General features: G+C 60.7%; 23 protein-coding genes and 1 tRNA gene. 21 read left to right on the top strand and 3 right to left on the bottom strand.

The genetic code is table 11. From position 1 onward, the window contains the following. The first annotated feature begins 54 nt into the window (after positions 1-54). From JAO85_RS01835 to ccmI, 21 genes are all read left to right on the top strand, one after another. Complete coding sequence (locus JAO85_RS01835; protein WP_202787314.1) at positions 55-1,164, top strand: DUF1214 domain-containing protein; 1,110 nt, start codon at positions 55-57, stop codon at positions 1,162-1,164. Further along, positions 1,161-2,348 (top strand): sulfotransferase, encoded by a 1,188-nt coding sequence (locus tag JAO85_RS01830; protein ID WP_087863604.1) that lies wholly within the window; start codon positions 1,161-1,163, stop codon positions 2,346-2,348. Before JAO85_RS01835 ends, JAO85_RS01830 begins: the two co-directional genes overlap by 4 nt. 23 nt (positions 2,349-2,371) lie before the next feature. Then, positions 2,372-3,082 carry a hypothetical protein gene (locus tag JAO85_RS01825; RefSeq protein WP_237734659.1) on the top strand — a complete coding sequence of 237 codons (711 nt, stop codon included), beginning with the start codon at positions 2,372-2,374 and terminating at the stop codon, positions 3,080-3,082. A gap of 31 nt (positions 3,083-3,113) precedes the next feature. After that, complete coding sequence (locus JAO85_RS01820; protein WP_034377520.1) at positions 3,114-3,569, top strand: nuclear transport factor 2 family protein; 456 nt, start codon at positions 3,114-3,116, stop codon at positions 3,567-3,569. Between the two features lie 13 nt (positions 3,570-3,582). After that, on the top strand, positions 3,583-4,062 hold the full coding sequence (locus tag JAO85_RS01815) for an SRPBCC domain-containing protein (protein ID WP_003079789.1): 480 nt from the start codon (positions 3,583-3,585) through the stop codon (positions 4,060-4,062). Positions 4,063-4,096: 34 nt separating this feature from the next. Then, complete coding sequence (locus tag JAO85_RS01810) at positions 4,097-4,891, top strand: SDR family oxidoreductase (RefSeq protein WP_012838114.1); 795 nt, start codon at positions 4,097-4,099, stop codon at positions 4,889-4,891. 18 nt (positions 4,892-4,909) lie between these two features. Beyond that, positions 4,910-5,374, top strand: coding sequence for a nuclear transport factor 2 family protein (locus JAO85_RS01805; RefSeq protein WP_012838113.1), 465 nt, complete (start codon positions 4,910-4,912; stop codon positions 5,372-5,374). Positions 5,375-6,124: 750 nt separating this feature from the next. Further along, positions 6,125-6,286 carry a periplasmic nitrate reductase, NapE protein gene (gene napE, locus JAO85_RS01800; RefSeq protein WP_003070148.1) on the top strand — a complete coding sequence of 54 codons (162 nt, stop codon included), beginning with the start codon at positions 6,125-6,127 and terminating at the stop codon, positions 6,284-6,286. Next, the gene (locus tag JAO85_RS01795) at positions 6,279-6,581 is read left to right on the top strand and encodes a chaperone NapD (RefSeq protein WP_229228610.1); all 303 of its coding nucleotides are present in this window, start codon (positions 6,279-6,281) and stop codon (positions 6,579-6,581) included. Before napE ends, JAO85_RS01795 begins: the two co-directional genes overlap by 8 nt. Beyond that, positions 6,574-9,063 (top strand): periplasmic nitrate reductase subunit alpha, encoded by a 2,490-nt coding sequence (gene napA / locus JAO85_RS01790; RefSeq protein ID WP_054075242.1) that lies wholly within the window; start codon positions 6,574-6,576, stop codon positions 9,061-9,063. The genes JAO85_RS01795 and napA overlap by 8 nt, the downstream gene beginning before the upstream one ends. A gap of 17 nt (positions 9,064-9,080) precedes the next feature. Then, the gene (locus JAO85_RS01785; RefSeq protein ID WP_202787312.1) at positions 9,081-9,587 is read left to right on the top strand and encodes a nitrate reductase cytochrome c-type subunit; all 507 of its coding nucleotides are present in this window, start codon (positions 9,081-9,083) and stop codon (positions 9,585-9,587) included. Positions 9,588-9,611: 24 nt separating this feature from the next. Then, positions 9,612-10,259 carry a cytochrome c3 family protein gene (locus JAO85_RS01780; protein WP_003070157.1) on the top strand — a complete coding sequence of 216 codons (648 nt, stop codon included), beginning with the start codon at positions 9,612-9,614 and terminating at the stop codon, positions 10,257-10,259. 4 nt (positions 10,260-10,263) lie between these two features. Next, on the top strand, positions 10,264-10,953 hold the full coding sequence (gene ccmA, locus JAO85_RS01775; RefSeq protein WP_202787311.1) for a heme ABC exporter ATP-binding protein CcmA: 690 nt from the start codon (positions 10,264-10,266) through the stop codon (positions 10,951-10,953). Between the two features lie 53 nt (positions 10,954-11,006). Further along, positions 11,007-11,603, top strand: coding sequence for a heme exporter protein CcmB (gene ccmB / locus JAO85_RS01770; RefSeq protein ID WP_012838107.1), 597 nt, complete (start codon positions 11,007-11,009; stop codon positions 11,601-11,603). 1 nt (position 11,604) lies between these two features. After that, positions 11,605-12,366, top strand: a complete 762-nt coding sequence (gene ccmC, locus JAO85_RS01765; RefSeq protein ID WP_202787310.1) for a heme ABC transporter permease CcmC — start codon at positions 11,605-11,607, stop codon at positions 12,364-12,366. Further along, a complete protein-coding gene (gene ccmD / locus JAO85_RS01760) occupies positions 12,366-12,509 on the top strand; it encodes a heme exporter protein CcmD (protein WP_039048590.1) in 144 nt (47 codons plus the stop codon). The genes ccmC and ccmD overlap by 1 nt, the downstream gene beginning before the upstream one ends. Continuing rightward, complete coding sequence (ccmE, locus tag JAO85_RS01755; protein ID WP_202787309.1) at positions 12,506-13,018, top strand: cytochrome c maturation protein CcmE; 513 nt, start codon at positions 12,506-12,508, stop codon at positions 13,016-13,018. The genes ccmD and ccmE overlap by 4 nt, the downstream gene beginning before the upstream one ends. Next, on the top strand, positions 13,015-15,021 hold the full coding sequence (locus tag JAO85_RS01750) for a heme lyase CcmF/NrfE family subunit (RefSeq protein ID WP_202787308.1): 2,007 nt from the start codon (positions 13,015-13,017) through the stop codon (positions 15,019-15,021). Before ccmE ends, JAO85_RS01750 begins: the two co-directional genes overlap by 4 nt. Then, positions 15,021-15,539: a DsbE family thiol:disulfide interchange protein gene (locus JAO85_RS01745; protein WP_012838103.1), complete on the top strand. Its 519-nt coding sequence runs from the start codon at positions 15,021-15,023 to the stop codon at positions 15,537-15,539. Before JAO85_RS01750 ends, JAO85_RS01745 begins: the two co-directional genes overlap by 1 nt. Continuing rightward, complete coding sequence (locus tag JAO85_RS01740; protein WP_012838102.1) at positions 15,536-16,009, top strand: cytochrome c-type biogenesis protein; 474 nt, start codon at positions 15,536-15,538, stop codon at positions 16,007-16,009. The genes JAO85_RS01745 and JAO85_RS01740 overlap by 4 nt, the downstream gene beginning before the upstream one ends. Beyond that, a complete protein-coding gene (gene ccmI / locus JAO85_RS01735; protein ID WP_202787307.1) occupies positions 16,006-17,277 on the top strand; it encodes a c-type cytochrome biogenesis protein CcmI in 1,272 nt (423 codons plus the stop codon). Before JAO85_RS01740 ends, ccmI begins: the two co-directional genes overlap by 4 nt. A gap of 307 nt (positions 17,278-17,584) precedes the next feature. Here ccmI and JAO85_RS01730 read toward each other — a convergent pair. The 3 genes from JAO85_RS01730 to JAO85_RS01720 form a co-directional block, all read right to left on the bottom strand. After that, a tRNA-Val gene (locus JAO85_RS01730) sits at positions 17,585-17,661 on the bottom strand. A 105-nt stretch (positions 17,662-17,766) separates the two neighbouring features. Then, positions 17,767-19,998 carry a bifunctional (p)ppGpp synthetase/guanosine-3',5'-bis(diphosphate) 3'-pyrophosphohydrolase gene (locus JAO85_RS01725; protein ID WP_003070275.1) on the bottom strand — a complete coding sequence of 744 codons (2,232 nt, stop codon included), beginning with the start codon at positions 19,996-19,998 and terminating at the stop codon, positions 17,767-17,769. Continuing rightward, a complete protein-coding gene (locus JAO85_RS01720; RefSeq protein WP_012838072.1) occupies positions 19,995-21,011 on the bottom strand; it encodes an alpha/beta fold hydrolase in 1,017 nt (338 codons plus the stop codon). Before JAO85_RS01720 ends, JAO85_RS01725 begins: the two co-directional genes overlap by 4 nt. Between the last annotated feature and the right edge of the window lie 42 nt (positions 21,012-21,053).

The raw sequence follows: 21,053 nt of genomic DNA, 5'->3' as shown, positions 1-21,053 counted from the left end.
CCACCGCACACAGCCACCACCTGGCAATGCGCGGCACACAAAGAAAGCCAGATCATGGATACCCAAACCATTAATGAGCAACTGCTCAGCGGCGAAACCTGGTCGCAGTTCTGCGATCACCTCAAACGCTGCGGCCAGCAGATTCTGCGTCCCGAAACCCCTGCCGACCCCGCAACGCGGGCAGAAGGCTATCGCTATCTGACCCGACTGCTGCGCATCGCGCTGGAGATGCATGTGGAATTCGCCGACCCGGCGTTTCCCAGCTTCTTCAAGACCTCGCACGAAACCGCCAAGATTGGCGCGGACAACCCGGACAACATCTACGAATACTCGCGCCTCAACGGTTCCATGAAATACCGCATTCATGGCAACCGAGGCACGGTTTCGTACCTGAGCTTTTGCACGCAAAAAGGCGGCTATGAAACCGATGGCCGCATGGTTGTCACAGGCTTTCTCGATGCATCGCAGCTCAAGACCGACCAGAACGGTGACTTCGAACTCATCGTCAGCCGTGACCCGCAGCCGGGTAACTGGCTGCCCATGGAGGATGCCTCGGTGTCGTTGCTGGTGCGCCAAACCTTCATGGATCGCAAGAGCGAAGTGCCCGCCAAGCTTGCCATCGAGCGCATTGGCACCACGGACACCCCCGGCCCGCTGGATCCCCTGGTTCTGGCGCAATCGCTGCAGCGCGTAACGTCTTTTGTCGAGAACACGGCGAAGCTATTTGCCGACTGGGCACAAAGCTATCTTCCACATAGCAATCAGTTGCCGCCAGCCGATCAGGCCTACTGCCAGTCCGTGGGCGGTGATCCCAATATTTTCTACTACCACTCGCATTGGGAACTGCGCGAGGACCAGGCCCTGGTCATTCATATCGACAAGGTGCCGGAATGCTCGTTCTGGAATCTGCAGATCAATAACTACTGGCTGGAGTCTCTGGACTACCGCTACCACCAGATCTGCATCAACAAGCACCAGGCGCAATACGACGAAAACGGCGGCGTCACTCTGGTGCTGAGCGAAAAAGACCCCGGCATTGCCAACTGGCTGCAAACCGCCGGCGTACGCCAGGGAACCATGTGCCTGCGCTGGGTTGGCGCCAAGGAGCAGTGCCACCCCACCACCAAAGTGATCTCGATAGACCAGTTGCTGGAGACTGTATGAATGCCCCTGTGACACCCCAAACTCTGCACGTCGAAGAACTGCTGCAAGCAGCATGTGAGCGTGCACCAGGCCTCAACGATTTTGGCAACGACAACTACCGGCAAGCGCTGGAAGTTCTGACGCGAGCCCTGAACACCGAAGCCAAGCTGTCGGCAACCGGCATTGCCATGATGCGCGAGCGACTCGTGGGCCAGTTGGTCAATCGCCTGCTCATGGAGGACTATCTCCAGCGCTTCCCCGAAATCTCGAAGATCGAGATCGAAGACCCACTGGTCATCGTGGGCCTGCCGCGCACCGGCACCACCATGCTGCAGCGAACACTGGCCGTAGACCCGCGCTTTTACTCTGCTGCCTGGTGGGAGACCCGCTACCCTGCACCATTGACCGGCGAAGGCCCGCAGGACTGCGCCAACCGCATTGCAATGGCCACGGCGGAAGTAGCGCAGACGATTGAGGCGATCCCCCAGATTCTGTCCATCCACCCCATGAGCGCCACGCTGTGCGACGAGGAATTCATGCTCATGGAGCATTCCTTTCTCTGCGCCATGGACGCTTACGCCGATGTGCCCAGCTACACCTCCTGGCTCGATCAGCAGGATCAGCGCCCCGTCTATACGCAGCTCAAGAAGATGCTGCAGTTTCTGCAATGGCAAAAGAGCCAGCGCGGCGAGGCACAGGGCCAGCGCTGGCTGCTCAAAGCCCCGCAGCATTTGCACACGCTGGAAATTCTGCTGTCCGTCTTTCCCCGAGCTCAGGTCATTCTTACCCATCGCGAGCCCGCGCAGACCATCCCCTCCATGGCCAGCATGGCGCATACGCTGTGGCAGATCTACAGTGACCAGCCTGACCCTAGCTCGGCAGGCCGCCAGTGGAACAGCCGCATGGCGCGTGGTATTCACCACACCATGCAAGTGCGCGAGCAGCAGGACAGCCGGCGCTTTCTGGATATCCACTTCTCGGACACCGTGGCCAAGCCCATGGAGGTGCTGGAGGCTGTCTATCAGTTCGCCCAGATGCCCTTCACCGAGAAAGCCCGCACCGATGCACAGCAATGGCTGTCTGGCAACGGCCGGGAAAAGCGTGCGGGTCATGACTACAGCCTCGAGACCTTTGGCCTGAGCGAGCAGCAGATGCAACGCGACTATGCGCTGTACCGATCCCGGCATCTGCCAACCCAAAGCTGAGAGGTGCTTTCATGGAAAAAATCATGTTCAGCCTGTGGCGCCCCGCACAGCATTCGGCAGAAAGTTGGCGCCTGTCGCTGATGGATTTGCAAAGATCCCTGCAAGCCTGTGGCGCCTCGCGGATTCGTGTGATGGTTGTCGATGACGCCATGGACAAGGCCGCAAGCCAGCGCATCACTTTCAGCCAACATCCTCTCGATGGAATGATCAGTCTGTGGCTGGACAGCGCATCCATGCTGGGCCCGGTGCAAGCACTGATCGCGCAGCAGGTGGCAAGCCTGCATGCCTATCTGGTCTGCGAGTCCGAGCCCTACCCCGAAGAACGCAAGGCGCGCATTGCGCGTTTTGATGCCGAAGTGGCTTTAGGCAAGCGCACACCGGGCATGTGCCAGGTGGCGCTGTTCAGAAAGCCGGTCGGCATGAACTTTGAAGAATGGATGGTTCACTGGCGTGAAGGCCATGGCAGCAATGCCTACCCGCTGCAGTCCATCTTCGGATACCGGCAAAACCTGGTCGTGCGACGCTTGACCGAAGACGCACCGGAAGTCCACGCCATCGTCGAGGAGCAGTTTCCCGATATCGCGATCGGCAGTGCTCACGGCTTCTATGACACGCAAGGAGATGAAGACCTGCTGCGTCAGCGGCAGAAATACATGTCCGAATCTGTGACTCCCATCATGGATTTCAGCAGCCTCGATTGCATTCTCACCAGTTTCTATCAAGTCAGCGCTTGAGACTGACCCACAACCACCGGAGACAAAACACATGTTGGACCTGGAAGCCATTGAGTTGATCAAGCAGCTCAAGGCGCGCTACTTTCGCGCCATCGACACCTGCAATCTGGAATTGCTGCAGGGCATGCTGACGCCAGACATCAAGCTGGCCTTCAAAAGCCCGGCTTACGAATTCCATCTGGAAGGCATAGACAAGGCGCTGGACTTCTACAAAACCTCCTTTACCAAGACCCGTCTGGCCATGCACAACGGCCACACGCCGGAGATCGAGGTCAAGGGAGACGAAGCTACCGCGCTCTGGTATCTGAACTACGTCTTCATCAACCTCGAAGAGAAAACGCATATGCATGGCGGTGCGATCTATGAAGACCGCTATGTCAAGCGCGATGGCCGCTGGTGGATTGCAGAGACAGGCTACAAGACCTTGCTTGAAACCGTGGAGCCGCTGAGCGAGCAGTTGCAGATCACCTCCAAGCCCATCAACTGAAGCGAGCACTCCAATGACCAAAGCAGCCAACCTCGTCACCTCCATCAAGGTGGAAATCAATGCCCCCGCCAGCGTGGTCTGGGAAGTGCTGGCCGATCTGGAGAACTACCGCCTCTGGAATCGCTTCTGCCCCGACATCCGCTGTGGGCTCAAGCTCAATGACTTGGTCGAGATGAAAACACGCCATCCGCTGACGGGTGAAGTCTGGCCTGTCAATGAATACCTGGTTGCGTTTGAGCCCGAGCAACTGCTGTCCTGGGAACAGCGCCCCGTGCCCGAGAACAAGGACGCTGCGCGCCGGGATCAATACATAGAGGCGATTGACGCCAACCGCTGCACCTACTTCACCACCGATCAGTTCCTGGGACTGAACGCCGACACCATCATGCGCGAGCATGGCGCCTGGGTAAAGATCGCCTTTGACCAGGTCGCCGAGGATGTCAAGCACCGCGCAGAAGAGCTGCACTTTGCCCGCACCCGGGCTGCATTCTGAGAAACCCCCAGGCTATATATCCAAGGAGACCCATATGCTTCTGAAAGACAAAGTCATCATCATCTCTGGCATCGGCCCCGGCATGGGCATCAAGCTCGCCCTGCGCGCGGCGGAATATCAGGCCAAGGCCGTGGTGCTGGCAGCCCGCACACAGTCCATGCTCGATGAGGCAGAGCAAACGATTCGCGATGCCGGCCACTCCTGCGAGACGCTCAAAGTGTCCACCGATATCTCGCAGCCCGAGCAGTGCCAGCGGCTTGCAGAGCTGACCGTTGCCAGGTTCGGCCGCATCGATGCGCTGATCAACTCGGCCTATGCCCACGGGACCTGGGGCTCTTCGAGCAACTCCTCCATGGATGACTGGCGCAAGGTCATGGAAGTCAATCTCTACGGCTCCATGAACATGACCCAGGCCGTGGTGCCGCAGATGAAAAAGCAAAAAGACGGCAGCATTGTGATGATCAACACCATGGCAACGCGCCGCCCCAATCAGCTCGAAGCCGGTTACGCAGTATCCAAAGGCGCGCTCAAGACCGCTGTGCAATATCTGGCGGAAGACCTGGGGCCCTTCGGCATTCGCGTCAACAGCACCTACAACGGCTGGATGTGGGGCGCACCGGTCAAAGGCTATTTCCAGGCGGAAGCCAAGCGCCAGGGCGTGTCCATGGAATCTCTGGTCGATGTGATTGCCCAGCAGATTCCCTTGCGCAACGAGATTCCCGACGATGCCGATTGCGCCTCTGCCGCGCTGTATCTGGCCAGCGACTATGCGCGCGTGGTGACCGGCGCCCAACTGGACGTCAGTGGCGGCCATTACCTGCCTCACTAAATTCCAGCGGGGAACAGCATGCAAACTCTTCTGGATATTGAAGAAATCAAACAGCTCAAGGCGCGCTACTTTCGCGGCATCGACACCTGCAATCTGGAGCTTCTGAAAACCGTTCTGGCCGATGCTGTCCATATTCGCTTCGACAGCCCGACTTACCAGTATGAGATCAATGGCATTGATGAAGCCATGAACTTCTACCGCAATGCCTTCACCCATCGGCGCTTTGGCATGCACCACGGGCATACACCGGAAATCAGGGTCGACGGTGACACGGCCACCGGCATCTGGTACCTCAATGATCTGTTCATCAATCTGGATGAGCAGACCATACTCACCGGCAGTGCGCTATATGAGGACTGCTATACCAGGGTCGCCGGTCAGTGGCGGGTGCAGCGCACGGGCTACAAGCGGCTGCTGGAGATGATTGAACCTCTGAGCAGTGGTTGTCGCATCACATCGCGACCTATTACGAGCAGCTTATAAGCGACATTAAGACCGCTATTGGACTTTCCCTTAGCAGGTAGACATGTCTAGGGGCAGTCCAATGCAGGCTGATGGACGAGCAGGAGCGGAGCTCTGCCCCTAGATTCTTTTACTCCTATAAAGCGCTTTTGTGGAGCGCTTTTTGGTTCGATGCGCATCGTGCTCGTCAAGGTGATGCTTTGAGCTTGCACAAATCCAGGTTGAGCTCACATGAGACTCGTTACCGCTTCCCGTCTGGCCGAGAGGAGCGCGTCTTGAATACCGCGAGGTCCTGCGCTGTATTGAGCCACCAAATCCACAATCTGCAGCAATCTCTTGTGCAAGACTGGCTTTCTCCCGCTGATTGCCATCATTGATTACGGCCGCACGATACCCCGATTCCCTCTCTGTGTCAGTCAGGCGATCCAGTGACGGCTTTCAAGCAAGCAACAGGCGGCGGCTATCGGTTTCAGGCCAGATTTCACGCCTCAACTTCAACAGGTCAGTGCGAGATTGAGGCGCGAATTCAGTTTGCAGAGGGCTGATCCAAGCCGCGCTTGATTCCGCCGGCTATTTAGTCAACGCCCGAGGCATTTACTTGAATGTCAATTCACTCGATGAAATCTTGATGAAGGAATTGATGCAAAGCAACGAATCAAGAAGAACCTTGTTGCAAGTCAATTTTGTAGGTAATCTCGTGGCAAAGTTCGTTATCGGATCTCTATCGCCAAATCATGGATGCTCAGGCATCCAAGCCAAGGGGGATTGCTAATGACAGAACCTCAGCCTGAATCGACTCGTACCGAGGAGTTGCGCAGCTTCGCATTTCTCGCAGTTGTTATGGCACCTATATTGGCCGTTGTACTGATTGCGTCTTACGGCTTTGCGATCTGGTTTTATCAGATGATCATCGGTGGCCCTCCACATGCATGAAGAATCTGAGCCCATTGAAACTCATACCGACTTGCATATCACCAGTCTGGTTGTGCATGTGCTTCCCCATGCACTGGCACAAGTAGCTGCTGGCATCGTCACGATCAAAGGCGCCCAAATACATGGAAGTCATCCGGCCGGCAAGTTGGTCGTGACCTTGGAAGCGCCCCATGCAAGAGAAATACTTGATTGCGTGTCTCAGATTGAGCTGCTTGATGGCGTAATCAACGCATCCCTGGTTTATCAGCATGTTGAGAACTGGCAGTCGCTAAACCAAGAGGTAACACATGACTAGCACTAGGCGTGATTTTGTCCGTCAATCTGCGGCCGCAGCCGCAGGGGCCGTTGCAGGCATCCCCATAGAAGTTCTGTCCCAGGATGCAGGAGCAATGGCTGCCGACCTGAAGTGGTCCAAGGCGCCATGCCGCTTTTGCGGTACAGGTTGCGGCGTCATGGTGGCCGTCAAGGACAACCGCGTAGTGGCCACTCAGGGTGACCCTGAGGCCGAGGTCAACCGGGGGCTGAACTGCGTCAAGGGTTACTTCCTGTCCAAGATCATGTATGGCGGTGATCGTCTGACAAAGCCGTTGCTGCGCATGAAGAATGGTCGCTATGCCAAGGACGGCGAGTTCCAGCAGGTTTCCTGGGATACGGCCTTCGACGTCATGGCAGAGCAGTTCAAAAAGACGCTCAAGGCCAAGGGGGCCGACGCGGTGGGCATGTTCGGCTCCGGCCAGTGGACGGTATGGGAGGGCTATGCCGCCTCCAAGCTGTTCAAGGCGGGCTTTCGCACCAACAACATTGATCCCAATGCAAGGCACTGCATGGCCTCGGCAGTTGCCGGCTTCATGCGCACCTTTGGCATGGACGAGCCCATGGGTTGCTATGACGACATCGAGGCCGCGACTGCCTTTGTGCTATGGGGCTCGAACATGGCTGAAATGCATCCGGTGCTGTGGACGCGCGTGACCGACAGGCGCCTGTCCACACCAGGCGTGAAGGTGGCCGTGCTGTCCACCTTCGAGCACCGCTCGTATGAGTTGGCGGACATGTCTCTGACCTTCAAGCCTCAGACCGACCTGGCCATACTCAACTACATCGCCAACCACATCATCACCACAGGCAGGGTCAACAAGGACTTTGTCTCCAAGCACTGCAATTTCAAGCTCGGCAACACCGATATCGGCTACGGGCTGCGTCCTGAGCATCCGCTGCAGAAGGCTGCCAAGAACGCCAAGGACCCCAACGGTGCCAAGTCCATAAACTACGAGGAATACGCCAAGTTCGTATCCACCTATACGCTCGAGTACACAACCAAGCTCACGGGTGTACCGGCCAACCGTCTCAAGGCTCTTGCCGAGCTCTATGCAGACCCCAATAGCAAGGTGGTGTCGTTCTGGACCATGGGTTTCAACCAGCACACACGCGGTGTCTGGGCCAACAACATGGTCTACAACATCCACTTGCTGCTGGGCAAGATCGCCACACCCGGCAACAGCCCGTTCTCACTGACGGGTCAGCCTTCTGCCTGCGGAACGGCGCGTGAGGTGGGCACTTTCTCGCACCGCCTGCCAGCGGACATGGTGGTGACGAACCCTGAGCATCGCAAGACTGCTGAAACCATCTGGAAGCTGCCCGAAGGCACGATTCCACCCAAGCCCGGCTACCATGCCGTGGAACAAAACCGTGCACTCAAGGACGGCAGGCTCAATGCCTACTGGGTGATGGTCAACAACAACATACAGGCCGGCGCCAACCTGGCGCAGGAAGGCTACCCGGGCTACCGAAACCCTGACAATTTCGTGGTGGTCTCCGATGTCTATCCCACAGTCACAGCCGTAGCCGCCGATCTGATCTTGCCGTCGGCCATGTGGGTCGAAAAGGAAGGCGCCTACGGCAATGCAGAGCGCCGCACCCACTTTTGGCACCAGCTGGTCAAGGCTCCTGGTGAGGCGCGCTCCGACCTGTGGCAATTGATGGAGTTTTCCAAGCGTTTCAAGGTCGAGGAAGTCTGGCCCGAGGAACTGCTGGCCAAGAAGCCCCAGTTGCGCGGCAAGACCCTGTTCGAGGTGCTGTACCGCAACGGCAACGTGGACAAGTTCCCCTTGGCCGACATGGACCCAGCCTATGAAAACGAGGAAGCCAAGGCCTTTGGCTTCTATCCGCAAAAAGGTCTGTTCGAGGAGTACGCCTCGTTCGGCCGTGGCCATGGCCACGATCTGGCACCGTTCGACCAGTACCACAAGGTGCGCGGCATGCGCTGGCCCGTGGTCAACGGCAAGGAAACGCTCTGGCGTTACCGCGAAGGCTCGGACCCTTATGTGAAAGCCGGTACGGGCTACCAGTTCTACGGCAATATCGACGGCAAGGCCAACATCTTTGCCTTGCCGTACGAACCACCGGCGGAGGCTCCGGACAAGGATTACCCGTTCTGGCTTTCCACGGGCCGAGTGCTTGAGCACTGGCACTCGGGATCCATGACCCGGCGCGTACCCGAGCTGCATCGTGCCGTGCCTAACGCACTGTGCTACATGCATCCTGACGATGCCAAGGCACTGGGCGTGCGCCGCGGCAGCGAAGTTGAGCTGTCCTCGCGGCGCGGCTCCATGCGCACGCGCGTCGAGACGCGCGGCCGCAACAAGCCCCCGCGCGGATTGGTCTATGTCCCCTGGTTCGACGCCAGCCAGCTGATCAACAAGGTGACGCTGGATGCTACCGACCCGATTTCGTTGCAGACGGACTTCAAGAAGTGCGCTGTGAAGATCACCAAGGTTTGACGAAAGAGAGGTTGACCATGAACTTCTTCCGCAAACTCGTCCGTCTTGTGAGCATGCTGCTCATGCTCAATATAGGTATGGCCTGGACGCCAGCCGCCATCGGGGAGACCTTCTATGACTCGGCGCGTGGCCCCACGCCCATCATGCAGGCAACCAAGCCGCCAGTGCTTGGCAATGCCGTCAATGATGACGTGCGCCGCACGCGCAACTACACCTGGCAACCGCCCACGATCCCTCATCGCGTTGACGGCTACCAGGTGGACAAGAACTTCAACAAATGCATGGACTGCCATTCGCGAACCAAGGCCGAGATCTCGCAGGCAGTGCCGGTATCGGTCACGCACTATATGGATCGCGACGGGCGCATGTTGGGGCAGGTGTCCACGCGACGCTACTTCTGCCAGCAATGCCATGTGGCTCAGGATGCCGTCCGCCCTCTGGTCAGCAACACCTTCGAAGATGTGGATACCGTGATCCTGAAGGCCCTGCAGTCCCAGTCGGGCAAGACATCCAAGAAAAACTGACGCTGCGGCGCACGAGGCTCATCTATGTTGACACTTCTCAAGCGCTACTGGGCGGTGATCCGCCGCCCCAGCGTACATTTCAGCCTGGGCTTTCTGACCATCGGCGGCTTCATCGGCGGCATCCTCTTCTGGGGCGCGTTCAATACCGCCATGGAGCTGACCAATACGGAGAAATTCTGCACGGGTTGTCACGAGATGCGGGACAACGTGTTTGCAGAGCTCAAGAGCACGATCCACTACACCAACCGCTCGGGCGTACGTGCCGTGTGCTCCAACTGTCATGTGCCGCACGACTGGACCGACAAGATCGCTCGCAAGATGCAGGCCTCCAAGGAAGTGTGGGGCAAGATCTTCGGAACGATCGACACGCCAGAAAAATTCGAAGCCAAGCGGCTGGAGTTGGCGCAGCACGAGTGGGCTCGCTTCAAGGCCAATGATTCTCTGGAGTGCCGCAACTGCCATAACTACGACTCCATGGATATGACGCGGCAGAGTTTGCGTGCGCAGAACATGCACAGCACCTATTTGGCCAGCAAGGAAAAAACCTGTATCGACTGCCACAAGGGCATTGCCCACAAGCTGCCTCATATTCCTCCCGGACAGGGCCCCAGTGACACGCCAGGTCAGAAAGTGCCAGGGCCAGCTGAGGCTTCGGTTGCGTCGGTGCAGTAGCGGGATGAATGGCTTGGGCACGGCTGCTTCCAGATTTCTTTGCATATCCGGCCTGGGTTGTGTACGCGGCGGCCGGGTGGTGCTGCGCGATCTGGGCTTGGAACTCGGTGACGGTCAACTCCTGATGCTCAGAGGTCATAACGGCGCGGGCAAGAGCAGCCTGCTGCGTTGTCTGGCCGGCCTTCTGCCATGGCGTACCGGAAGCCTCCAGTGGTGCGGCGGTACGCTGTCCCCTCAGGATCCAGCCTACCAGCGGCAACTGGCCTATATGGGACATCAGGCAGGAATGAGCGACACCTTGACAGGGATGGAGAATCTGCGCTTTGCGCTGGATCTGATGGCTGTGAGCTGGAATGAAGCACGCGTGCAAGCCGTTTTGCAGGCCTTGTCGTTGACGGGAGTCGTCGCACGGCCTTTTGGCCGACTGTCCCAGGGTCAGCGTCGGCGACTGGGGCTGGCCCGTGTTTTGCTGGGCGAGCGTCCGTTTTGGTTGCTGGACGAACCCGACAACTGTCTGGATGTCCAGGGCGAACAATATCTGGTCGAGGCACTGGAGCAGCATCTGGCCTCAGGAGGAATGGCCGTGGTGGCTTCGCACCGTAACCTGATGCTGCCGACGCCCCGGGTGTTGGTGCTGGACTTATCCCGCTCCGTGGTCACGACGGCAATGAATGAGCAGGTGGCTGTTTGCTGAGAGCTGTGTGCGCAAGAGAGTTGAAATTGGCCGCTCGAAGGCCTTCCGATGCCTTGGGCGGGCTGTTCTTTTTCGTGCTGGTGGGCAGTCTTTTCCCCTTGGCTTTGGGGCCGGACGCGCCCCTGCTGAGGCAGATTGCGCCGGGCATTGTGTGGGTCGCGGCCTTGCTGGCCGTGCTGCTGGGGCAGCACCGGCTGTTCGAGAGCGACATGGCGGACGGGTCGCTGGAGCAATGGTTGCTGGCGCCTGCGCCCCTTTCGCTGCTGGTGGGCCTCAAGGTGGCCACGCACTGGTTGCTAGGCGTGTCGCCATTGTTGCTGGTGGCTCCCTTGCTGGGCTGGCAGTACGGCCTGGATGGGACGGTGGTCGGCATTCTGCTGGCATCGCTGGCCTTGGGAACGCCCAGCCTGTGCCTGCTGGCAGCTCTGGGTGCAGCACTGACACTGGGTGTGCGGGGGCAGTTGCTGCTGGCTCTGGTGGTGCTGCCGCTGAGCGTGCCCATCCTGATCTTTGGCAGCCATGCCGTGGCCCAGGCGCAGCAAGGGCTGAGTGCAGCGCCTGCTCTCAATCTGCTGGGGGCCTGCCTGTGTCTGGCGTTACTGGCCGGCCCCTGGGCTATAGCTGCGGCCTTGCGCCTCGCGCTGGAGTGATATGAATTCCCTTACTTCCAATGCATCACCGACGCCTGCAGCAGGATCCAGCGGCCGCAAATGGCGCCAACTGACCTCGCCCCCGATTTTTTACCACTGGGCGGGTCGAGTCTGGCCCTGGATGGCCGTGCTGGCTGCCGTGCTGGCTGCTGCGGGTCTATGGGTCGGATTTGGACTGGCACCTACGGATCACCAACAGGGCGAGGTCTACCGCATCATCTTTTTGCATGTACCGGCTGCCTGGATGTCCATGTTCATCTATCTGGTAGCAGCGCTCCATGCTGCCCTGGGCTTGATTTACGGCACCCGTCTCTCCCCCCTGCTGGCAAGGGCCCTGGCTCCCACGGGAGCCTTGTTCACAGCCATCGCCTTATGGACCGGGGCTGCCTGGGGCAAGCCGACCTGGGGAGCCTGGTGGGTATGGGATGCCCGCCTGACGTCGGAGCTGATCCTGCTGTTCCTGTATCTGGGCTATATGGCCATGGTCTCGGCCATAGAGGATTCGCGTCGGGCCGATGGCGCTGGCGCCATCGTGCTGCTTGCTGGCGTGGTCAATGTTCCCATCATCTATTTCTCGGTTCAGTGGTGGAGCACCCTGCATCAGGGTGCGAGCATCCGCATGGATACAGCTCCCAGCATGACGCACACCATGCTGGCCGGCATGTTGCTGATGGCGCTGGCCTGCTGGGCCTATACGCTGTCCGTCGCCCTGGTACGGGCACGCTGCCTGATTCTGGAGCGAGCCCGCGAGGAGAGTCTGTAATGCAGGATCATGCTTTTTTCATTGCTCTGGCCTACGGTGTGAGCGCGATGGCGCTGGGTATCGAGCTGGTCAGCATCTTTGTGCGCAGCCGTCGCCTGAAGGCTGAAACCGCGTCCGGACTCGAAGCCAGGGAGACCCCATGAAGCCGCGCCAGCGTCGCCTGCTGTGGGTGTTGGCAGGACTTGTGCTGGTGGCCGCAGCCGTCACGCTGGTGCTGCGAGCGCTCAACTCCAATGTGATGTTCTTCTACAGCCCCAGCCAGGTTCATGCGGGTGAGGTTCCGCATGGTGCGGCCTTTCGCCTGGGAGGCCTGGTGGAGCCTGGCTCACTGCAGCGCAGCGGCGACGGAATGCTGCTGCGCTTTGCCGTGACCGATGAAGTGCGCAGTGTGCCTGTGCAGTATCGAGGATTGCTGCCCGACCTGTTCCGCGAGGGCAAAGGTGTGGTGGTATCGGGCCGTATGCAGGCGGACGGAGCCTTCCAGGCCTCCGAGGTGCTGGCCAAGCACGACGAGAACTATATGCCGCCCGAAGCGGCCCATGCATTGAAAAACGCCGCCGGCAAGCCGCCAGAGAAGTCTGCCGACGACGCCACCGTCAGGGAAGCCGGCCAGGACAGCGCCGGTGCCGTCTCCAGCGGAGGCCGCACATGATCGCTGAACTTGGCGTGTTCGCCCTGGTACTGGCCCTGGTTACGGCAGTGCTGCTGGCGGTGCTGCCGCTGGCCGGTGCCCACTGGGGACTGACGGGCTGGGTAAGGCTGGCCCGGCCCGCAGCCTTTTTGCTATGCGCCTTGTGCGTGCTGTCTTCGGCCAGCCTGTTCTGGTGCTTCTGGCGCGGAGACTTCTCGGTGCTGTATGTGGCGGCCAATTCGCATAGCGACCTGCCCATGGCCTACAAGCTGGCAGCGTTCTGGGGCGGTCATGAAGGCTCCATGCTGCTGTGGCAGCTCATGCTCTCGGGCTGGACCCTGGCGGTGGCCTGGCGCAGCCGGGACCTGCCGCCGGCCTTCGTGGCGCGCGTGCTCGCGGTGCTGGGCTGGATCAGTGTGGGTCTGCTGCTGTTCCTTCTGTTTCTCTCCAACCCGTTTGCGCGCCTGATCCCGGCGGCTGCGCAAGGCAAGGACCTCAACCCCTTGCTGCAGGATCCCGGCATGGTGCTGCATCCGCCGCTGCTGTACATGGGCTATGTGGGCTTTGCCGTGCCTTTTGCATTCGCGCTTGCGGCATTGATCTCGGGCGAGCTGGGTGCGGCCTGGGCGCGCTGGTCGCGCTCCTGGACACTGGCAGCCTGGGGCTTTCTCACGCTGGGCATTCTGCTGGGCAGTGCCTGGGCCTATTACGTACTGGGCTGGGGCGGCTGGTGGTTCTGGGACCCGGTGGAAAACGCCTCTTTCATGCCCTGGCTGGTGGGTACGGCCCTGCTGCATTCGCTGATCGTGACCGACCAGCGCGGTGCCTTCCGCAGCTGGTCGGCCCTACTCGCCATCTGCGCATTTTCACTGAGCCTGCTGGGTACCTTTCTCGTGCGCTCAGGCGTGCTTACCTCGGTTCATGCGTTTGCCGTGGACCCAGGGCGGGGGCTCTTCATCCTGTGCTTCATCGTGGCTGTGGTGGGAGCATCGCTGTGGCTGTTCGCCTGGCGCGCACCGGAGCTGGGCCGCGGCTCCGGGGAATTTGCCATGCTCTCGCGCGAAACCTTTTTGCTGATCAACAACGTGCTCTTCACCGCTGCAGCGCTGGCGGTGCTCATAGGCACGCTGTACCCGCTGGCGCTCGATGTGCTGAGCGGCGAGAAGATCTCCGTGGGGCCGCCGTACTTCCAGGCCGTCTTTTTGCCTTTGGTGCTGCCGGCCCTGGCTCTGATGGGCGTGGGCACGGTGGCGCGCTGGAAGAGCAGCCTGGTTGGCGAGCTGTGGCGGCGACTTCGCGTGGCCCTCGTGCTGAGCCTTGCCTGCTCGGCAGTGCTGGCACTGGCAGGCGGCTGGATGGGTGTGCGCCTGTCCCCGGCCACCTTGCTGGGCCTGGCCCTGGGCCTGTGGTGCCTGCTCAGCACACTGGCCCATATCTGGCAGCGCCTGGGGCAAGGCCTGGAAATCGGCCATCTGGGTCAGCGCCTGTCGCGCCAGCCCTGGGGCTGGTGGGGCATGCTGATGGCCCATGCCGGTGCGGGCGTGTTCGTGCTGGCGGTAAGCCTGGCCGACGGGCTGGAGAGCCGGCACGAAACCACGCTGGCGCAGGGTGAGACTGCCGAGGCGGGTGGCTACCGCTTCCGCTTCGACAGCCTTGGTCCGGCCGTCGGCCCCAACTATGACGCGCAACGTGCCCAATTCACCGTCAGTCGAGCGGGGCTGGACAGCTGGAGCATGTTTCCCGAGAAGCGGGTTTACCGCGCCCAGGGCATGGCTTTGAGCCAGGCCGCCATTGACAGCGGCTGGACACGCGACGTTTTCGTGGCCCTGGGCGATCCACTGGACGATCAAGGCCTGCGCTGGACCGTGCGCCTACAGGTCAAGCCTTTCATGGACTGGGTCTGGATAGGCACACTGATGATGGCGCTGGGCGCGGGCCTGAGCCTTATGGACCGGCGCTTTCGTACAGCCAAGCAGCGAGCGCATCGCCAGTCCGGCGCTCCGGCCCTGCAAGGAGCTGTCTGATGCGCTTTGTCCTGCCCCTGGCAATATTTTTAGGCTTGGCCATCATGCTCGGGCTTGGCCTGCAGCGTGACCCACGGGCCCTGCCTTCGGCGCTGCTGGAACAGCCCGCACCGGCCATAGACCGCCCTCTGCTCGAAGACCAGCAGCAAGTCCTGCATCTGCAGGACCTGCGAGGCCGGGCCTGGTTGCTCAATGTCTGGGCCTCATGGTGCGCCCCCTGCCGGCAGGAGCTGCCCGTATTGGCCGAACTCTCGAAGCGCGACGCGGTCGCCGTCTACGGCCTGAACTACAAGGATCAGCCGGACAAGGCTCGTGCGCTGCTGCGGGTGGCGGGCAACCCCTACCGAGCTTCAGCCATCGACGGCGATGGCCGCGTGGGCATGGACTTCGGCATCCAGGGAGTGCCGGAAACCTTTGTCATTGACGGCCAGGGCCGCGTGCGCTATCGCCATGTGGGCCCGGTAACCGCAGAGATATGGCGCGACCGGCTGCTGCCGGTCATCAGGAGTCTGCAATGAAACCGCGAAGTATCGGCGCGGCCTGCACAGCGGCCTTGCTGGCCTGCATGGCAATGCTGGCCCAGGCCGGGCAGACCGCTCGGGACCAGGAACTGCTGGATCGTGAAATGGCGCTGGCTGCTCAGCTTCGCTGTGTCGTCTGCCAGAACCAGACTGTGGCCGAGTCGCGTGCCCCCATGGCCGAGGACATGCGCCGCGAGATCCGCAACCAACTCGAGCAGGGCCATAGCAATGAGCAGGTGATCAACTTCTTCGAACAGCGCTATGGCTCCTTTGTGCGCTACAACCCGCCCTGGAAGCCATCGACCTGGCTGCTGTGGAGCAGCCCGTTCCTTGCCGCGCTGGGCGGCTTTGTCCTGCTGCGGCGCACACTGCGCCAAAGGAGCATGCCGGACGAGCCACTCACTCAGCAGCAACGGGAGCGTGCACGTCAATGGCTGGACACGACCTCGAAGGAGGAACGCCAATGAGCGCCATGCACTGGTTATGGCTGGGTGCCATCGCCCTGATGCTTCTGAGCCTGGCGGTACTGCTGCCGCCTCTGCTGGCCGAGGCCCCATCGCCCGCCAGCGATCCTGATGAAGCGCTGCGCCGCCTCTACCAGGCCCAGTTGGCCGAGCTGAAGCTGGAGCGCTCAGGGGGGCGCCTGAGCGAGACCGACCATGCTCAAGCGGTCGAGGAGCTGCAGCGGCGTCTGCTCAGAGAGCTGGACAGACCTCGAGCATCAGTCGCCTGGCGCCAAAGTCCATGGCTGCGCCGTGGCAGCGCGCTGCTGTTGGCGGTGCTGCTCCCTGTCGCCGCGTTCGCTTTGTACCTGCAGGTGGGTGACCCAAAGGCTGCGGCGCAGCTGGCACAGGAACAGCCCGACGCGCACGGGGACGGCGCTGGCGATACACAGGTGCAGGCCATGGTGGATGGGCTGGCCCGGCGTCTTGAGGAACAACCGCAGAACCTGCCCGGCTGGGTGATGCTGGCCCGCTCCTATGAAACTCTGGAGCGATTTGACGCTGCGGCCCAGGCATACCGCCGGGCTTTGCAGGAGGCGCGGCGTAGCGCGATGGATGAGGAAGTCCAGGCGAGGTTATGGGCCGATCTGGCCGACGCGCTGGCATCGGACCAGGGCGGTGGCCTGGATGGCGAGGCCGGCAAGGCCATCGCCCAGGCACTGCAGTTGCAGCCGAGCCAGCCCAAGGCGCTGGCCCTTGCCGGCAGTGCCGCCGTGCGCCATGGCAAGCTGGATGAGGCGGGCAAGCATTGGCGGGCCCTGCTGGCGCAGCTGGAGCCCGGATCGGACATGGCGCTGCGCGTGCAGGACGACCTGCTCAAGCTGGAGGCTTTGGCGTCTGAAGACAGCTCGAGCATCACTGCCAAGACTGCGGCTGCCTCCAAGAGCCGCCTGAGCGGAGAATTGCGATGGGCAGCCTCCAAGGCCAATCCATCTGAACCAGCCCGGTTGGCCAAGGCTCAGGTCTTTGTCGTGGCTCGCGCCGACGGTCACCCCCGGCCTGTGGCAGTGCTGCGCCTGCCTGCGACCTCCCTGCCGGCACATTTCACGCTGGGGCCGGAGAACCTGCTCGATTCTGCAGTTTCGCTGTCGTCATTCTCGGAGCTACGTTTGCAGGCGCGGCTGTCGCTGGACGGCCAAGCCATGCCACAAGCTGGAGATATCTACAGCCAGTCGTTCTCGGTGACTCCCGGCTCCTCGAACCTGCTGCTGGAATTGAATCCGGCTTTCTAGCCAGGCAGACAACGTGCGTTATTGGCACCTCCGGGAAGGCATTGCGCCGTCATGTGCGATGACAACGAATCGGAAGACAGAGTCAAGAGCAGCCATGTTGCGAGGGGCTGCTCAATCCTGAACCACTACTCCGCTCTGGACGGTGATCGGGATGCGCGATCTGGACACAGGCAGAAATCAACCGACAGTTGAGACAAAACGTCTGTTTGAATGCCGTTCTCCACTAACGGCTTCGTACCGACAAAACAAAAATGCCCGCTTTTCAGCGGGAATTTTCTGTTGCAGACTCTGGTTTCGTCTGCACGTTTGGTAGGCGCGATTGGACTCGAACCAACGACCCCCACCATGTCAAGGTGGTGCTCTAACCAGCTGAGCTACGCGCCTGTTGTTCTGTTCGATGAAGCAATTGTAGCACGGGTTTTTCACTCATTTTTTGAGAGCTAACATTTTCTTGTCATCGAGCACTGTCAGGCGCAATCGGGACTTACATCAGCGCCTTCTGGCCGAGCGAACGCCGGACACACTGGCGACGATGCCAAGTACCTTGTTGAGGCGACCCGAATCCGCCACTTCCACCGTGAACGTCATCCACGCCGTCCCCTTGACGGACTGTGTCTGCACCCCGATGACATTGGTCTTCTCGCGTGCAAACACATCCGAGATATCGCGCAGCAAGCCTTGACGGTCGGCCGCCTCCACCGCAACGTCCACAGGGTAAACCGGTCCACCCTTGTCCACATGCTTGGGAGTGCCCCAGTCGACCTCGATGACACGTTCGGGGCTCTTGGCCATCATCTCGCGGAAATTGGAGCAATCGCAGCGGTGCACGCTCACGCCCTTGCCACGAGTCACAAAGCCGCCGATCTCGTCCGGAGGAGCCGGCTTGCAGCATTTGGCGAGCTGGGTCATGAGCGAGTCGACGCCCACCACCAGCACCCCGCCGCGCGAAGAGTCATGGCCGCGCGCCTTGCGCACCGGCGTGAATGCATCTTCCTCTGGCGTTTCTTCACTGGGACGCAGCACAACCTCGATATTGCGCAGTGAATACTCGTCCTTGCCCACGACTTCAAACAGTGCATCGGCAGACTTGAAGCCCAGCTGTGCAGCCAGCTCTTCAAGCTTGATCGCCGTCTTGCCCTCGCGCTGCAGCAGCTTTTCAACGGCCTCGCGCCCGCGCGAGACAGTTTCGTGCGTGGCCTGGGCATTGAACCAGGCGCGCACCTTGGCCTTGGCACGGTTGCTGACCAGATAACCCAGCTCGGCATTGAGCCAGTCGCGGGAGGGGCGGTCTTCCTTGGCCGTGTTGATCTCCACGGTCTGACCGCTTTCCAGAGCGGTGTTCAGCGGCACCATGGCTCCGTCCACACGCGCGCCGCGGCAACGATGGCCCAGGCTGGTGTGCACCGAGTAGGCAAAGTCCACCGGCGTAGCCCCTTGCGGCAGCTCGATCACGGCCGCATCGGGAGTCAGCACATAGATGCGGTCTTCAAACAGACCACGCTGGGCCGAGCCCGTCAGGTCGCTGCCCCAGGCCAGCAACTGGCGCAGCACGGCGATCTTGGCGTCATATTCGCTGGACGCAGACACGCCCGCATAGCCCTTGGTACCAGCTTCCTTGTAAGCCCAGTGCGCGGCCACGCCATGCTCGGCATGGTCGTGCATGGCCTGGGTGCGGATCTGGATCTCTATGGTGCGGCCGGTTTCATCGCGCACCACCGTGTGCAGCGACTGATAACCGTTGGGCTTGGGTTTGGCGATGTAGTCGTCGAACTCCTTTTCCAGCGGCGTGAACTGCTCATGCACCCAGGACAGGGCCGCATAGCAGTCCTTGACCGTAGGCACGATGACGCGCATGGCACGGATATCGAACAACTGGTCAAAGCTCAGCGACTTGCCGCGCATCTTCTTGACGATGCTGTAGATATGCTTGGGACGCCCCTGAACCGAGGCGCTGATGCTGTGGGCGCGCAAATCGGCCTCGAGCCGCGCACGCATCTGCTCCATATAGGCTTCGCGCTCGACCCGCTTTTCGTCGAGCAGACGCGCAATCTGGCGGTAGGTATCGGGCTCCAGAAAACGGAAAGCCAGATCTTCGAGCTCCCATTTGATCTGCCAGATTCCCAGACGGTTGGCCAGTGGCGCAAAGACATAGAGCGCTTCGCGCGCGATGCTGGGTGAAACCGGGCTCTTCTCGGCCGCGTAGTAGCGCAGCGTCTGCAGGCGCGACGCCAAGCGCAGCAGCACCACGCGCAGATCGCGCGAAAAGCCCAGCAGCATCTTGCGCACGTTCTCGGTCTGGGTGGCCACGCCATCGACATGCTGGCTGCTCAGCTCGGCGTCTCGCGCCTGCTGCTGCACCCGGATGAGTTTGATGGTTTCGACCGCCAGGGTCGCAAAATTATCGCCAAACGCCTTGGCAATCACTTCCTGCGGCTTGTTCAGGTGCACGCTGGCGTGCACCAGATAAATGGCCGCCTGCATGGTTTCCGAGCCACCGATTTTCTTGAGGATGGCGGCAACGGCGTCGGCGTGGGTCAGGGTGTTTTCACCGGTCTCCATGACTTCGCCGGCAATCAGAGGTTCTGCAAAGGCACGGGCGCGCGCCAGCGCATTGACTTGATCGGGCAAAACCTCGGATGTGGCGGTAATCAGATGCGGCGTAGGCTCCGTGAGCTTGGGTGCGGCGTCAGAGACTGTGGTTACGGTATCGCTGGTCTTCATGCAGCTTCCTCTTGGGCCTGCTGCGCAAGACTGATGTTCGCAGGCAAACCCTTATCCCCTTGTAAAAACTTTTGTATCAACGCCACTTGCCCCGGCACTACCAACGTCGGGGCATGTCCCACGCCCTGCAGTTCCGTGCAATGCGCCCTGGGGCCACGTTCGGTCATGGCCTTGGCGGTACGGCTGGAAAGCAGATCGGACTCGGCCCCTCGGATAAGCAATACCTGTGCCTTGATCTGGTCGTAAAGCTGCCAGAGCAAGGCCTCACCGGCCTGAGCAGTCTCGCGCGTCATCTGGGCCATGGGCACTGCAATACGGGGGTCGTAATGCAGCACCACACCCCCTTGGGCATCTGGCTTGATCATGGCTTGCGAGAGCCGGCTCCATTGCTCATCGCTATGTGGGCCGAATCCCTCGGAAATCAAGCGCATGGCAGCAGCAGCGCTCTCAAAGTTGGGAAACTGCAAGCCTTTTCCGACATAGGAGCCGATTCGTTCCAGCGACTCCCATTCAATCGCCGGCCCTACGTCGTTGAGCACCAGCCGCCGCACAGGCACCGGCAGCGGCAGACCGGGCTGCCCCACGACCCCCATCCCGATCAGGCCCCCCATGCTGGTACCGACCCAGTCCAGGGTTTCAATCGGCGCCTGAGCATGCAACTGGGCCAGCAGCGCCAACATATCGGCCGCATACAGCGGCAGCTGATAACCCATGGGGTCGGCCAGCCAGTCGCTTTCGCCGCGCCCCACCACATCGGGGCAGATCACGCGGGCAAAGCGGCTGAGCTCGGTTGCCAGCACATCAAAGTCTCGCCCCTGGCGCGAGAGGCCGTGCACGCAGACTATGACATGAGGATGCCTTGGATTGCCGGTATGGTTCCATTCCCAGTACGCCATGCGGTGCGTTCCCTCGGGCTGCGCCTCGACCTGTTGGCGGCGCTGAGCACTGGCCCAGGTGGGAGCCGTTGCAGAGGCTCCGGGACACGATACGTAATTCAGCGTAGGTTGATTCATGGAGAACGCGTTTTCAAGACCGGGGCCGATAATGGCTGTCGT

It is taken from the genome of Comamonas sp. NyZ500, assembly GCF_016772095.1.
In the GTDB taxonomy this organism is placed as follows: domain Bacteria; phylum Pseudomonadota; class Gammaproteobacteria; order Burkholderiales; family Burkholderiaceae_C; genus Comamonas; species Comamonas thiooxydans.
This window is presented reverse-complemented; position numbering and strand designations above follow the sequence as displayed.